We start from the raw sequence: 14982 nt of genomic DNA on the forward strand, positions 1-14982 counted from the left end.
AGCAGCCAGCCGGCCAGCGTGAGCGCCGCGACGGCCAGGACCACCGGGACGAACACCGCCGACACCCGGTCGGCGAGCCGCTGCACGTCGGCCTTGCCGCTCTGCGCCTCGGCCACCAGTCGCGCCATCTGTGCCAGTTGAGTATCGGCGCCGACGCGGGTGGCGCGCACCTGCAGGCGGCCGCCGGCGTTGACCGTCGCCCCGACCACCGCGTCGCCGGGCGCCACCTCCACCGGCACCGGCTCCCCGGTCAGCATCGAGGCGTCGACGGCCGAGGTGCCCGACACGATCACGCCGTCGGTGGCGATCTTCTCGCCGGGGCGCACCATGAACTCGTCGCCGACGGTCAGTCGGTCGACCGGCAGCCGTATCTCCCGCCCGTCGCGCAGCACGGCGACATCCTTGGCGCCCATGTCGAGCAGCGCCCGCAACGCCGCGCCGGACTGCTTCTTCGCGCGCGCCTCCACGTAGCGGCCGGCCAGGAGGAACGTCGTCACCGCCGCCGCGACCTCGAGGTAGAGGTGGGGTTCGAAGCCGGACGGCAGCAGGTCGAACGACATCCGCATGCCCGGCGTGCCGGCGTGGGTGAAGAGCAGCGCCCACACCGACCACCCATAGGCGGCGGACACCCCGACCGAGATCAGGGTGTCCATCGTCGCCGCGCGGTGCCGCAGATTCACCAACGCCGCGCGGTGGAACGGCCACGCGCCCCACGTCGCCACCGGCGTGGCGAGCCCGAGCGCCAGCCACTGCCAGTAGTCGAACTGCCACGCGGGCACCATCGACAGCAGCACCACCGGAACGGTCAGCAGGGCGGAGACGAGCAGGCGCCGCCGCCATCCGGTCGCCTCGTCGTCCGGCTCCGGGTCGTCGATGGCGGTGCGGGGCAGGCTCGCGGTGTAGCCGGTGGCCTCGACGGCCGCGACGAGGTCGTCGGCGCTGACCGTGTCCGGATACTCGACGGTGGCCTGCTCGGTGGCGAAGTTCACGGTGGCGGACACGCCGTCCATCCGGTTGAGCCGCTTCTCGACCCGCGCGGCGCACGACGCGCAGGTCATTCCGCCGACGGCGAGGGTGACGGCAGTCATGCCGCGCGGTCCACGTCGTAGCCGGTGTCCTCGATGGCGGCCACAACCGACGCCTCGTCGGCGGAACCTTCCACCGTGACCAGCCCCTGTTCGAGGTCGACCGCGACGTCGGTGACGCCCGGCAGCGGCGCCACCGCCGAGGTGATCGCCGCCACGCAGTGGCCACAGCTCATCCCGCGGACGTTCAGCGTCATACCCATGCTGCCGAGTATATACCCATGGGGGGTATGGGCGACGGGCTACGCCCCGGCCAGGAACTCCTGCAGGAGCGCTTTCTTGTCGATCTTCTCGCCGGCCAGCGTCGGCAGCGGTTCGGTGCGGATGCGCCACCGCGTCGGCACTGCGAAGTAGGCGACCACGCCGTCGAGGTGACGACGCATCTCCTCCTCGGTGGGCGGCGGCACCTCGGTCCGGCACACCACCACCGCGGCCAGCTCCTCGCCGAGTTCGTGGTGGGGCACCCCGAGCGCGGCGACCTCGATCACGTCGGGGTGCGTCGCCAGGGCCGCTTCGACGTGCGGGCAGGCGATGTTCTCACCGCCGCGGATGACGACGTCCTTGCTGCGGCCGTCGATGAACAGATAGCCGTCGGCGGTGAGGTGGCCGAGATCGCCGGTGTGCAACCAGCCGTCGGCGTCCACGTCGGCCGCGGCGTCGACCCGGCCGCCGCGCAGGTATCCGCGCATCACCGTGGGGGACCGGGTCAGCACCTCCCCGGTGCCGTCGGCGTCCGGCTCGGCGATCTTCAGCTCGACCACCGGGTAGGGCCGCCCGACGGTGCCGGGATGGTCGAGCAGGTCGCGGCCGTCGGCGACGGTGAGGAATCCGCCCGCCTCGGTCATGCCCCAGGTGTTGCTCAGCCCCCGCGACCGAAGATTGGGGAGCTTCTCGCGAATCCGGTCGAGCAGATCGGTGGTCACCGGCGCCCCGCCGAGGGGCCACGACCGCAGGCTCGACAGGTCGTGGCGCCCGAAGTCGGGATGCTCGAGCACCCTGACCGCCATGGTCGGCACCGCGCCCCAGATCTGCACGCGCTCCCGCTCGATGAGTTCCATCACCTGTTTCGGGTCGAAGCGGCCCTCGGTGAGGACGATCCGGCCGCCGGTCAGGAAATGAGTGAGCAGGCTGGACATTCCGCCGATGTGGAACATCGGCGTGCACGCCAGGCTGACGGCCTGCGGTGAGTCGGCGTCGAGCAGGTGCGGGAAGCGATTCGTGCGGCCGAGGATGTTGTGCTGGTTCACGATCACAGAACGGCGGGAGAGCTCAACCGCTTTCGGCAGCCCCGAGCTCCCCGAGGTGAACAGCACCGCGGCGGCTTCGTCCTCGTCGTTCACGGGCAGGGGTGCGGATTCAGCGGACGGGGTGGCATCGAATGCCGTGCTGAGCTCCTGCAGTGCGCTGCCGGGCACGTCGGTCGTCAGCGGTGTGTCCGAGAAGACGTGCCGCGGCTCCACCAGCCCGACGGCGTGGTCGATCTCCGCGTCACTCCACCAGCGGTTGGCCAGCACCGGCACAGCGCCCGTCAGCCACAGCGACCACAGCGCCAGCACCCACTCCGGACTGTTGTACCCGAACACCATCACCCGGTGGCCGGGCTCGATCCCTTTGCGCCGCAGAATCTCCCGGCATGCGGACACGGCGGTGCGGAACTGCCCGAAGGTGATCCGCCGGTCGCCCTGCACCAGGAAGGTGCGGTCTGTCCAGCGTGTCGTGAGGTCGACGAGTTCGCCGAACGTCGACGGTGACCGGCGGTACGTCAGTCCGTCATGGCCGCCGTAGCGGCCGGCCACCACGTCGCTGTCCCACGGCGCGGTCATGCCTGGGTCGGGATCTGGACCCCCTCCGACGGCTGCACGATCACGAAGCCCTGGCCGTGGAACGACACCTGCACCGCCTCACCCGAGCCGCGGCCGATCAGCGCAGCCGCCTTGAAGCTGGTCTTCAACTGCGTCTGCAGATTGGCCGACCAGGCCACCACGGCGTTGGTGTCGGCGAAGGTCGGCGCCTCGGCGGCGTTGAGCACCACCGGGGGACCGTCGGTGGTGAGCGCCACCCAACCGGTGCCGCGCAGCGTGGTGTTGAACAGGCCACCGGTGGCGATGCTGCCGCCGCGGACCCGCTCGATGTTCCAGTCCAGGCTGGACGAGAAGGCGAGCACGTTCTTACCGCTGATCGACAGCCCGGAGTTGTTCAGGTTCAACAGATGCACGTCGTATGCCCGTTCGGCGAGGAACACGTCGCCCTGGCCCTGGCAGCGCATCAACGGCAGTCCCTCGCCGGTCAGCGCCTTCTTGATGAACTTCGACGCCCCGCCGCCCTCGAACGCGAAGTCGACGTTGCCCTGGTAGGCGACCATCGAGCCCTGCCGGGCCATGAACGGCTCGCCGAGGCGCACCCGCAGAAGCTTGGTGTTCTGGTTGCCGATCGGTTTGGCTTCCTTCTCGCTGAAGCGGCCGTCGACCAGATCGCCGGTGATGCCCGCGAAGCCGTCACCGGCGGCCTGCTGCTGGGCGCCGCCGTACTGCGGGCCGCCCTGGGCGGTGGCCTGAGGCTGCTGGCCCTGGTCGGGTGGCGCGCCGGCACCGCCGCCGAGTGGCGCGCGGCCCACCTGGCCCTGATGGGAGACCTGATCGGTCCAGTTTTGTCCGTCGAACCAGCGGTACTGGTAGCGGCCTTCGGGGTCCGGTAGCCATTGCGCAGTCACCGTGACGACATTAGGGCATCCTTGTGCCATGGCGGGCAAGGAAATAGACCGGGACCGGGCCAAGGGCGCGATGGCGGTTTTCAAGCAGCACCCGGGCATGGTGCTGTTCGTGGTGTCCCCGGCGGTCGTCGCACTGGGTCTGGTGTGGTGGCTGGCGGGCGCCGGCTGGGCCGCGCTGCTGCTCGTGGCAATGGTGCTCGCGGGTGGCGCGGCGGTGTACTCGCTGGTGTCCAAGCGCAGGTAGAAGCAGGTTCGAGAAGGGCGGCGTTCGCCCGGGGTGAAACGCGGCCGCATGCTCTTGTAACGGTGTAAGCATGTAATCATGAGACACCAACACACGCACGGCCGACGGGGACGATCCGGCGGCTGGCAGCAGTCCCAACAACCCGATGCCGGCGACGCCTCCGACTGGATCGCCGGACGCATGCCGGAAGGCTGGTTCGCCGGCGACCCCACCGTGGTCGTCGACCGCGAGGAGATCACCGTCATCGGCCGGCTGCCCGAACCCGACGGTGGCGAGAGTGACGCCCACGCCTCGGGCAGGGCGGCCCGGTTCCGTGAGGAGACCCGGCAGGACCGGATGCGGATCGCCGATGAGGCGGAGGCCCGGTACGGCCGCAAGGTCTCCTGGGGTGTCGAGGTGGGCGATCCGGCCGACCCCGAACGGATCCTGTTCACCCACATCGCCGTTCCGGTGATGACCCGGCTGCGGCAGTCCGAACGCCAGGTGCTCGACACACTCGTCGACGCCGGTGTGGCGCGCTCGCGGTCGGACGCGCTGGCCTGGTCGGTGCGGCTGGTCGGCGAACACACCGACGAGTGGCTGGCGAAGCTGCGCGCGGCGATGTCAGCCGTCGACGACGTGCGCGCCGAGGGCCCCGGGGTCTAGACCCGTTCCACCCCGACGTAGCAGGAACTCAGCGTCGAGGTCTGTGACAGCGGGTCCACTGTCGAGCCGTCGACCAGCAGATTGCGGTTGACGCCGAACGACTCGGGCTCCCCGCCGCCGCGCGGATCGAAGATCCGTGAGCCCCAGCCGTGGTCGATGATGACCATGCCGCGTCGGGGCCGGTCGGACAGCGTCGCCGCCAGTTCCACGGCGCCGGTCGGGGAGTACACCCGCACCCGGTCGCCTTCGCCGATGCCGAGCGTCGCGGCGTCCTCGGCGTTGATCATCACGTCGTTGCCCTTGCCGGAGCGGTGCAGTCCCGGCAACTCGTTGAGCCAGGAGTTCATCGAGTGACGGTTGCGCCGGTTGCCCAGCTGGAAGGGAAACTCCTGTGGCGCGACGCGGATCGGCTCCGCCAGTAGTTCGCGCGCGCGGGCGGTGAACTGGGGCGGCGCCGCGTGCACCATCTTGTCGTCGGTGCGCAGCGCGCCCTTGAAATGACCGAACTCGCGCGGCCCCAGCACCAATCCGTGCGGGTTGGCCATCAGGTCGCGCCAGGTGAGCCTGCGGCCGTTGAACTTTCGCGACATCCGGACGATGAGACGGTCGAGCCAGTGCGGGCCGAACGCCACCGCGGGGCGACGGGTCAGCGCCGCTGCGCGGCGCGTCGCTCTGATGAACCGGTTGAGGCCCTTGGCGCCGAACAACGGCCGGTCCATCGCCAGGGCGAGGTCGACGAAGATCTCCCATTCCTGCCGGGTGTCCGGCGGCGGTTCGACGACCTTGCGTCCGTACTGGACGAATGGTTCGTCGTGCATGTTGCTGGTGAACGCCAGCAGGTCGTCGCGTTCGAGCCAGTGCACGGCCGGGAGCAGCCAGTGCGCGTGCCGGTGGCTCTCGCGTTGTACGAGGTCGATCACGACGAGCAGGTCGAGTTGTGCCAGCGCCTTGTCGAGCTTGCTCCCGTCGGGACCCGACACCACCGGGTTGCCGCAGTTGATCAGCATCGCCTTGATCTGACCGGGGCCGGGGGTGGTGATCTCATCGGGCAGTTCGGCGAGCCCGTGCGCTCCCGCCACCATCTCCCGTCCCGCCACCCGACTCGTATGTGGTTCCGTCTTGGCCAACTCGGCCAGTTTCAGCGCGTCGAAGTAGCCCGGCTCGAACCGCCGCCCGCCCGGTCGGTCCATCCGGCCGGTGATGACGTTGAGCACCTGACCCAGCCATTCGCCCACGGTGCCCGCCGCGTGCAGCGATATCCCGGTGCGGGTGACCACCATCGCGCCCGGGGCTGCGGCGAAGTCCCGTGCCGCGCCGACGATCCGGGACCGTTCGATGCCGCAGCGGATGGCCAGGTCATCGAGGTCGGCGTCGGCCACCAGGCGGCGCAGCTCGTCCACACCGGTGGCGAGATCGGCGCAGTCGCGACGGTGCTCGAGGCCCTCGTCGAGGATCACCTTGACCATTGCGAGCAGCAGCGCCCAGTCCTGACCGGGCTGCACGGCCAGGTGCACATCGGCCTTCTCCGCCGTCTCTGTACGCACCGGGTCGACGACGACGATGGTCGCGCCCCGCTGCTGGCGGGCCAGCGCCCGGCGCCAGCCGCCCGGCACCGTCTCGAGCCAATTCCAGGCGCTCACCGCGGGATTCGTGCCGATCAGCAGGAAGTAGTCGCAGTTGTCGACATCGGACACGGGCACCATCAGCGCCGATCCGTACATCGCTTCGGCGACCACGTGCAGGGCGTTCTGGTCCACCGAGCCGACGGCGTAGCGGCTGCGGGTGCCGACCGCGTCCATCCAGGCGTTCATGAACATCACGTTCGACGACGAGTGTCCCGACGGGTTGCCGTAGTACGCGCCGATGGCGTCCGGCCCGTCCTGGTCGATCAGTGCGTTCATCCGCGCGGCGATGTCGCGGATCGCCACGTCCCAGCTCTCCTCCACGTAGGAGTCACCCACCCGGCGCATCGGCCGCACGATGCGGCGGGGGTGCTCGACCAGTTGGTTGGCGGTGCGGCCCTTGGCGCAGAAGTCGTGCCAGCTGTGGGGATTCTGCTTGTCGGCGGAGATCTTCTGGATGCGGTTGCCCTCGACCGTCACCTCCAACCCGCAGGACGCCATGCAGTACCTGCAGAAGGTGTGGACGGTGTTCGTGTTCATTACGGCGAGCCTACGGTTTGTAACGCGGCTGGGGCACCGTTAAGCGGAACGCCTAGTCTCAGGCCCTGCTCATCGCCCAGTACTCGCCGTGGCGGGCCAGCAGGTCGGCGTGTGTGCCGCGTTCGACGATCCGGCCGGCCTCCATCACCAGGATCAGGTCGGCGTCGCGGATCGTCGACAGCCGGTGGGCGATGATGAAACTGGTGCGGTCGCGCCGGAGTTCGGCCATCGCGTGCTGGATCTGCTGCTCGGTGCGGGTGTCCACCGCGCTGGTCGCCTCGTCGAGGATCAGCAGCTGCGGGCGGGCCAGCACGGCGCGCGCGATGGTGATGAGCTGCTTCTCGCCTGCACTGATAGACCCGCCGTCGTCGCTGACCCTGGTCTGGTACCCGTCGGGCAGGCTGTGCACGAACCGGTCGACGAACGCCGCCTTCGCCGCGGCGATCACCTCGTCCTCGTCCGCGCCCGGCCTGCCGTAGGCGATGTTGTCGTAGATGGTGCCGCCGAACAGCCAGGTGTCCTGCAGCACCATGCCCACCCGCGACCGCAGTGACTGCCTGCTGACGGTCGAGATGTCGATGCCGTCGACGAGGATGCGGCCGGAGTCCACCTCGTAGAACCGCATCAGCAGGTTGACCAGTGTGGTCTTGCCCGCGCCGGTGGGGCCGACGATCGCGACCGTGCTGCCCGGTTCGGCGACCAGCGACAGGTCCTCGATCACCGGGGCGCCGGGGCGGTAGCCGAAGGTGACGTCCTCGAACTCGACGCGACCGGGCCGGTCGGCCGGACCGGGCAGATCGACCGGGGCTTCGGGGGACTGCTCGTCGGCGTCGAGCAGCTCGAACACCCGCTCCGCGCTGGCCACGCCGGACTGCAGCGTGTTGTACATCCCGGCGACCTGGGTCAGCGGCTGGTTGAACTGGCGGACGTACTGGATGAATGCCTGGATGCTGCCGAGGGTGATCTGGCCGGTCGCCACCTGAAGGCCGCCGACCACCGCGACCGCGACGTAGCTGATGTTGCCGATGAACACCGTCGCCGGGGACACCAGGCCGGAGAAGAACTGTGCGCCGAATCCACTGTGGTAGGCGTCGGCGTTGAGCTCGTCGAACCGGTCCTGCGCGGCGGCGCGGTGGCCGAAGGTCTTCACGACGGTGAAGCCGCTGTAGGTCTCCTCGATGTGGGCGTTGAGCCTGCCGATGTTGCGCCACTGCGCGACGAACATCCGCTGTGAGCGCCGGGTGATCCAGCGGATCGTCAGCAGCGACAGCGGCACGGTGATCACCGTGAGCAGGGTCAGCAGCGGCGAGATGGTCAGCATCATCACCAGCACCGCGACCACGGTCAGCACCGAGGTGAGCAGTTGGCTGATGGTCATCGACAGCGACGTCGAGATGTTGTCGATGTCGTTGGTGACCCGGCTCAGCACCTCACCGCGCTGGCGGGCGTCGAAGTAGGACAGTGGCAGCCGGTGCACCTTGTCCTCGACATCGGAGCGCAGCGCCACCATGGTGCGCTGCACGGTGACGTTGAGCAGCCGGGCCTGCATCCAGACCAGCAGCGCGGCAATCAGATACAGCCCGAGGGCGAGTAGCAGGGTGCGTGCGACGGCGGCGAAGTCGACACCCTGCCCGGGCACGACGTCCATCCCGGACAGCAGGTCGGCGAACGTGGTGTCACCGCGCGCCCTGGCCGCAGCGACGGCCTGCTCCTTCGTCAGCCCGGCAGGCAGCTGCCTGCCGATGACCCCGTTGAACAACAGGTCGGTGGCGTGGCCGAGGATCCGCGGGCCGATCACCCCGATCGCGATGCCGCCGACACCGAGGCCGATCACCAGCGCGGCCAGCCCGCGCTGCGGCGTGAGCCGTTTGACCAGGCGCACCGCCGACCCGCGGAAGTCGCGGGTGCGTTCGGCGGGCGCGGCCATGGCGCCGCGGAACGGGCGGCCGAGCGGTCCGGTCATGGCGCGCCCCCGACACCGATCGACTGGGAGTCGGCGAATTCCGCGTAGGTGGGGCAGTCCGCGAGCAGCGATTCGTGGGTGCCGACGCCGATCACCCGGCCGTCCTCGACGACGATCACCTGGTCGGCCTCGGCGACCGTCGAGATGCGCTGCGACACGATCAGCACCGTCGCGCCTGCCGACACCTCGCGCAGCGCGGCTCGGACCCGGGCGTCGGTGTGCACGTCGAGTGCCGAGAACGCGTCGTCGAACAGGTACACCGCGGGCCGGCGGATGACGGCGCGGGCGATCGCCAGCCGTTGCCGCTGGCCGCCGGAGAAGTTGACACCGGCCTGGGCGACGCGCATCCCGAGCCCGTCGGGATGGGCGCGGACGAAGTCGTCGGCGGCCCCCACCTCGAGCGCCGCCCACATCTCGGCGTCGGTGGCGTCGGACTTGCCGTACCGCAGATTGTCGGCGACCGTGCCGGAGAACAGGTATCCGCGCTGGGGCACCAGCCCGATCGCCGACCACAGCCGTTCGACGTCCCAGTCCCGCACGTCGACGCCGTCGACGCTGACCGATCCGGCCGTGGCGTCGTAGAGCCGGCAGATCAGCGCGATCAGCGTGGTCTTGCCCGAGCCGGTGGAGCCGACGACGGCGGTGGTGCTGCCCGGCCGTACGGTGAGCGAGACGTCCTGCAGCACCGGCCGGTCCGCGCCGGGGTAGGTGAATGTGGCTGCGTCGATACGGATCTCACCGGCGATGGTGTCGGGTCCGGCCGGGTCGTCGGGGCTGGCGATGCCGGGCGTGGTCGACAGCACCTCGGTGATCCGCTCCGCGCAGGCCGACGCCCGCGGGAACATGATCAGCAGGAACGTCGCCATCAGTACGGCCATCAGGATCTGCATGAAGTAGGACAGGAAAGCGATCAGCGAGCCGACCTGCATCTGCCCGGCGTCGATGCGCAGGCCGCCGAACCAGATGAGCGCCACGCTGGAGACGTTGATGACCAGCGTGGTCACCGGCAGCATCAGCGCCTGCCAGCGGCCCGCCGCCAGCGCGGTCTCCGACAGCGCCCCGCTGGCCTCGGCGAAGCGTTCGCGTTCGAACGGCTCACTGGCGAACGCGCGGATCACCCGGATGCCGGACAGCTGGTCGCGCATCACCCGGTTGATGTTGTCGATCAGCCGTTGCATGCTGCGGAAGATCGGCATCAGCCGCGACACGATCCAGTAGTTCGCCACCGCCAGCACCGGCACGCTGACCAGCAGCAGCCAGGACAGGCCGGCGTCCTGGTGCACGGCCATGAAGATGCCGCCGACCGACATGATCGGCGCGGTGATCAGCATGGTCGCCGTCACCTGGACCAGCACCTGGATCTGCTGGACGTCGTTGGTGGTCCGGGTGAGCAGTGACGGCGCGCCGAACCGGGCGGTCTCCTCGGCGGAGAACCCGATGACGTGACGGAAGATCGCCCCGCGCAGGTCGTGGCCGAAGCCCATCCCGGCCCGCGAGCCGAAGTACACCGCGCCGATGGCGCACGCCACCTGCAGTGCACAGACCGCCAGCATGATCATGCCGAGGTCGACGATGGTCGCGGTGTCGCCCTTCGCGACACCGTCGTCGATGATCGCCGCGTTGATGGTGGGCAGGTACAGCGAGGCCAGCGTGCTGACCACCTGCAGCGCCGCGACCACGCCGAGCAGCCCCCGGTACGGCCGCACGAACCGTCGCAGCAGCGCCCAGAGCATTTCGATACTGTCGCACATGCTGTGAAAGCTGCAGGTCAACCGGCATGTCGGTGGTTGAGGCGGAACGCTGCCGCTACAGTGCATGGCGTGACTCCCAGCACGAGCGCGACGGGACGCGCCCGCCCGGCCAGGGCGCTGGCCGTACTGGCTGCGGCGACGATTCCGCTGTTCGCGGCATGCAGCGACCCGGAGCCGTCCTCGCCCGAGCAGTCCGGGCCCACCCAGACGCAGGAAGACGTCTCGCACGGTCCGTTCTTCCCGGAGTGCGGCGGGGTGAGCGATCAGGTGATCAGCCAGCTCACCGAGCGGCCGACCCTGGTCAACACCGCCAAGACGTCGGTGGGCTGCCAGTGGCTGGTCGGCGGGAGCATCCTCGGGCCGCACTTCTCCTTCACCTGGTTCCGCGGCAGCCCCATCGGGCGTGAGCGCAAGACCGAAGAGCTGTCGCGCGACACGGTCGAGGACGTCAACATCGAGGGCCACGACGGCTTCATCGCCAGCAGCCAGGACCTGATCGAAGGCGGTGTCAACCTCTGCGAGATCGGCATCCAGTTCGACGACGACTTCATCGAGTGGTCGATCAGCTACGACCGGAAACCGTTCCCCGATCCGTGCCAGGTGGCCCGCGAGCTCACCCGTCAGTCGATTGTGAATTCGAAATGAGGCGGTTCCCGCACGGCAGGCGCGTTCTCGCCGGTATCGGTGCCCTGCTGGCCACGCTGACGATCGTCACCGGCTGCAGCCGCACCGTCGACGGGACCGCCGCCAAGGAGGGCACCGGCGGCGGGCCGAGCAACAACAACTCCGAGCGGCAGTACCCCAACCTGCTCAAGGAGTGCGACGTGCTCACCGAGGACATCCTCGCCGAGACCGTCGGCGCCGACCCGCTGGACATCCAGAGCACCTTCGTCGGCGCGGTGTGCCGCTGGCAGGCCGCCAATCCCGCGGGCCTGGTCGACATCACCCGGTTCTGGTTCGAGCAGGGCGACCTCGACAACGAGCGGCGCACGGCGCAGGAACTGCAGTACGACATCGAGGAGCGCTCGGTGGCCGGGGTGCCGTCGATCGTGATGAAGCCCAACGACCCGAACGGCGCGTGCGGCGTGGCCAGCGACGCCGGTGGCGCGGTGGGCTGGTGGGTCAACCCGCAGTCGCCGGGTATCGACGCGTGCGGGATGGCGATCAAGCTGATGGAGCTGACGCTGGCCACCAGCTCGTAGCCGTTACCGGGCCTTATGGAAGGTGACCAATGCGGCGCCCCGCAGCGCCAGTTGATCCCAGGTGCAGGCGGTGCGCAGCACGGCGATCGCCGAGGTCGGGAACTTCTCCGAGATGTGTTGTGCGGCAATGTTGTTGCTGCCCTCGGCGCTGGCCAGTCCGAGTGTCACCGCCGACATCGCGGGTTCGTGGCCGATCACCAGAAGGGTCTCGACGTCCACGTCGAAGCGTGACCCGACGCCGTTGATCTCGTCGATGACGGTGCCGGGCGTGGCGTCGTACAGGCGGTCGGAGAACTGCACGGGCGCGGTGACGCGCGTGCGCTGCAACGTCTCGCGGGTCCGGGTGGCCGTCGAGCACAGCACCGCGTCGACGGCGGGGGCGTGGGCGCGCAACCAGTCACCGGCCAGCCCGGCCTCCCGCTGTCCCCGGGGCGCCAGCGGCCTGCCGTGGTCGGCGACGCCCGGCGGGTAGTCCGACTTGGCGTGCCGAAGCAGCAGAAGTGTCCGGTAGCGGGTGCTCACCCGCCCCACGGTAGGCCACCGGGCAACGTGCCGGTCGAGGTCCGCCGACTTGTCAGAGCGCGGTCATACACTCGCCATGCCTTCGAAAACGAGGACCCATCACGAGCCGGAAAGGACGGGCCGACATGCGATTCGTGCACAGCGCCGACTGGCAGCTCGGGATGACCCGGCACTTCCTCAACGGCGAGGCGCAGCCACGGTATTCGGCCGCGCGCCGCGACGTGGTGGCCGCCATCGGCCCGCTCGCCGCCGATGCGGGTGCGGAGTTCGTGGTCGTCGCCGGTGACGTGTTCGAGGACAACCAGCTGGCCCCCCAGGTGGTCAGCCAGTCGCTGGAGGCGATGCGCGCCATCGGGATTCCGGTGTACCTGCTGCCGGGCAACCACGATCCGCTCGACGCGTCATCGGTGTACACCAGTGCGCTGTTCCTCGCCGAATGCCCGGACAATGTCGTGGTTCTCGACCGGGCCGGGGTCCACGAGGTGCGGCCGGGGCTCGAGATCGTCGCCGCGCCGTGGCGGTCGAAGCGGCCCACCACTGATCTGATCGGCGACGTGCTCGACGTTCTGCCCGCCGACGACGTCACCCGCATCGTGGTCGGCCACGGTGCGGTCGACATCCTCGACCCCGGGCACGACAAGCCGTCGCTGATCCGGCTCGCCGCCGTCGAGGCCGCCCTCACCCGCGGCGCCGTCCACTATGTGGCGTTGGGCGACAAGCACTCCCGCACCGACGTCGGCGCCACCGGCCGGGTCTGGTACTCCGGCTCGCCGGAGGTCACCAACTACGACGACGTCGAACCCGATCCCGGCCACGTGCTCGTCGTCGAGGTCGACGAGGCAGATCCCGCGCGGCCGGTGCGGATCGACGCCCGCCGGGTCGGCCGGTGGCGGTTCGTGTCGCTGAACCGGTCGGTCGACGACAACCGCGACATCGCCGACCTCGACATCAACCTCGACCTGATGCCGGACAAGGAACGCACCGTGGTGCGGCTCGGCCTCACCGGGTCGCTGACCGTCACCGACAAGGCCGCGCTCGAAGCGTGCCTCGACCGGTACAGCCGGCGATTCGCGGCGCTGACCGAGTGGGAACGCAACACCGACATCGCCGTGATGCCCGCCGACGGGGAGTTCGCCGACCTCGGCATCGGTGGTTTCGCCGCCGCCGCCGTCGACGACCTGGTGGCCACCGCGCGGTCCGACGGCGACGATGCCGAGGACGCCCGCGCCGCGCTCGCCCTGCTCTTGCGCCTGACCGATCGGGGAGTGGCGTGAAGCTGCATCGGCTGGTGCTGACCAACTACCGCGGGATCTCCCATCGCGAAGTCGATTTCCCCGACCACGGGGTGGTGGTGGTCAGCGGTGCGAACGAGGTCGGCAAGTCGTCGATGATCGAGGCGCTCGACCTGCTGCTGGAGGCCAAGGACCGCTCCGCGAAGAAGGAGGTCAAGCAGGTCAAGCCGACGCACGCCGACGTCGGCGCCGAGATCACCGCCGAGATCTCCGCCGGCGCCTACCGGTTCGTGTACCGCAAGCGGTTCCACAAGCGGGCCGAGACGCAACTGACCGTCCTGGCGCCGCGCCGCGAACAGCTCTCCGGCGACGAGGCGCACGAGCGGGTCCGGTCGATGCTGGCCGAGACCGTCGATCTCGAGCTGTGGCAGGCGCAGCGGGTGCTGCAGTCGGCGTCCACGGCGGCGGTCGACCTGTCCGGGTCGGATGCGCTGGCCCGCGCGCTGGACGTCGCCGCCGGTGAGGCCGCCACGCTGTCAGGCGCCGAACCTCTGCTGGTCGACCGCATCGACGAGGAGTACGCCCGCTACTTCACGGTCACCGGTCGGCCCACCGGGGAATGGGCCGCCGCCACCAAACGGCTGAACGCGGCGGACGCCGAGGTGGCCCGGTGCGCGGCGCGGGTCGCCGAGGTCGACGATGCGGTCACCCGGCACGGAGCGCTCACCGCCGAAGTCGCCGAGGTCGCCGCACAGCGGGCGCAGGCACATGCACGCCTCATCGCGTCGCGCGCGGCGGCCGAGGCGGTGGCGACCCTGCGCAGGCAGCTCGCCGAAGCCGATGTCATCGCCGACGCGGCGACCAAGACGCACACGGCTTCCGTTGCGGCGCTGGCCGAACGGCGCCGGCTACGGGCCGATGTCGAGGAGCGCGGGACGGCTGTGGTCGCGCTGCAGACCGCCGTCGCCGAGTCCGTCGAAGAGGAGTCGACCGCCCGCGAGGTGCACGAGGCGGCCGAGGTCGCCGCCGAGAAGGCCCGCGAGGCGGTGGTGACCACCCAGGCGCGCGTCGAGTCGGCCCGCTCGGTCGTCGACAGGCTGACCCAGCGCGACGAGTCCGACCGGCTGGCGGCCCGGGTGGCCAAGATCGACGCCACACGGCGCGAACTCGACCGGACCGCTTCGGAGTTGGCCGGCATCACGGTCAACGATGCGTCGATGCGGACGGTCGAGCAGGCCGTGCTGAACGTCGAACGGGCCGCCAGCCAGGCCGAGTTGGCCTCGGCGAGAATCGAACTCGTAGCAGCGGCCGGTGTGGCGGTGGCCGTGGCGGGCGAGCCGGTCACGCTCGGTGCCGGCGAGACGTGGGCGGTGAACACCACCTCCGACACCGCGGTCGAGCTGCCGGGCGTGCTCACGGTGCGCGTGGTGCCGGGCATACCGGCCGCGCAGACCCAGGCCGGCCTC

General features: G+C 70.0%; 14 protein-coding genes. 6 read left to right on the forward strand and 8 right to left on the reverse strand.

What is annotated here, in order from left to right; genetic code table 11:
* From Q2100_RS23585 to Q2100_RS23600, 4 genes are all read right to left on the reverse strand, one after another.
* On the reverse strand, window positions 1–1088 hold a 1088-nt coding region (locus tag Q2100_RS23585), incomplete at its 3' end, for a heavy metal translocating P-type ATPase (protein ID WP_302916004.1).
* On the reverse strand, window positions 1085–1288 hold the full coding sequence (locus Q2100_RS23590; RefSeq protein ID WP_302916005.1) for a cation transporter: 204 nt from the start codon (window positions 1286–1288) through the stop codon (window positions 1085–1087). The genes Q2100_RS23585 and Q2100_RS23590, both read right to left, overlap by 4 nt.
* A 39-nt stretch (window positions 1289–1327) precedes the next feature.
* Window positions 1328–2908: a class I adenylate-forming enzyme family protein gene (locus Q2100_RS23595; RefSeq protein WP_302916006.1), complete on the reverse strand. Its 1581-nt coding sequence runs from the start codon at window positions 2906–2908 to the stop codon at window positions 1328–1330.
* Entirely contained in the window at window positions 2905–3795 is an 891-nt protein-coding gene (locus Q2100_RS23600; RefSeq protein ID WP_264014402.1) for an AIM24 family protein, read from the reverse strand. The genes Q2100_RS23595 and Q2100_RS23600 overlap by 4 nt, the downstream gene beginning before the upstream one ends.
* A 28-nt stretch (window positions 3796–3823) precedes the next feature.
* Here Q2100_RS23600 and Q2100_RS23605 point away from each other — a divergent pair, with 28 nt between their 5' ends.
* Entirely contained in the window at window positions 3824–4039 is a 216-nt protein-coding gene (locus Q2100_RS23605) for a hypothetical protein (RefSeq protein ID WP_269892222.1), read from the forward strand.
* Between the two features lie 78 nt (window positions 4040–4117).
* On the forward strand, window positions 4118–4684 hold the full coding sequence (locus tag Q2100_RS23610; RefSeq protein WP_264014400.1) for an ATP-binding transcription factor AbmR: 567 nt from the start codon (window positions 4118–4120) through the stop codon (window positions 4682–4684).
* Here the strand turns inward: Q2100_RS23610 and Q2100_RS23615 are convergent.
* Genes Q2100_RS23615 through Q2100_RS23625 form a run of 3 tightly spaced genes read right to left on the reverse strand, consistent with a single transcriptional unit; the run spans window position 4681 to window position 10542 of the window.
* Window positions 4681–6846, reverse strand: coding sequence for a molybdopterin-containing oxidoreductase family protein (locus Q2100_RS23615; protein WP_302916007.1), 2166 nt, complete (start codon window positions 6844–6846; stop codon window positions 4681–4683). The genes Q2100_RS23610 and Q2100_RS23615 overlap by 4 nt on opposite strands.
* A 58-nt stretch (window positions 6847–6904) precedes the next feature.
* The gene (locus Q2100_RS23620; RefSeq protein ID WP_302916008.1) at window positions 6905–8809 is read right to left on the reverse strand and encodes an ABC transporter ATP-binding protein; all 1905 of its coding nucleotides are present in this window, start codon (window positions 8807–8809) and stop codon (window positions 6905–6907) included.
* On the reverse strand, window positions 8806–10542 hold the full coding sequence (locus tag Q2100_RS23625) for an ABC transporter ATP-binding protein (RefSeq protein WP_302916014.1): 1737 nt from the start codon (window positions 10540–10542) through the stop codon (window positions 8806–8808). Before Q2100_RS23625 ends, Q2100_RS23620 begins: the two co-directional genes overlap by 4 nt.
* Before the next feature lie 78 nt (window positions 10543–10620).
* Between Q2100_RS23625 and Q2100_RS23630 the strand changes: the two genes are divergently transcribed.
* Complete coding sequence (locus Q2100_RS23630) at window positions 10621–11205, forward strand: DUF3558 domain-containing protein (RefSeq protein WP_302916009.1); 585 nt, start codon at window positions 10621–10623, stop codon at window positions 11203–11205.
* Entirely contained in the window at window positions 11202–11762 is a 561-nt protein-coding gene (locus Q2100_RS23635; RefSeq protein WP_302916010.1) for a DUF3558 domain-containing protein, read from the forward strand. Before Q2100_RS23630 ends, Q2100_RS23635 begins: the two co-directional genes overlap by 4 nt.
* A 3-nt stretch (window positions 11763–11765) precedes the next feature.
* Here Q2100_RS23635 and Q2100_RS23640 read toward each other — a convergent pair whose 3' ends face one another.
* Window positions 11766–12284, reverse strand: coding sequence for a SixA phosphatase family protein (locus tag Q2100_RS23640; RefSeq protein WP_302916011.1), 519 nt, complete (start codon window positions 12282–12284; stop codon window positions 11766–11768).
* Between the two features lie 125 nt (window positions 12285–12409).
* Here Q2100_RS23640 and Q2100_RS23645 point away from each other — a divergent pair, with 125 nt between their 5' ends.
* The gene (locus tag Q2100_RS23645) at window positions 12410–13558 is read left to right on the forward strand and encodes a metallophosphoesterase family protein (protein ID WP_302916012.1); all 1149 of its coding nucleotides are present in this window, start codon (window positions 12410–12412) and stop codon (window positions 13556–13558) included.
* Window positions 13555–14982, forward strand: a 1428-nt coding sequence (locus tag Q2100_RS23650) for an AAA family ATPase (protein WP_302916013.1), incomplete at its 3' end; no start/stop codon positions are given. The genes Q2100_RS23645 and Q2100_RS23650, both read left to right, overlap by 4 nt.

Origin of the sequence: Mycolicibacterium arseniciresistens, assembly GCF_030519285.1 — a bacterium.
In the GTDB taxonomy this organism is placed as follows: Bacteria; Actinomycetota; Actinomycetes; order Mycobacteriales; family Mycobacteriaceae; genus Mycobacterium; species Mycobacterium arseniciresistens.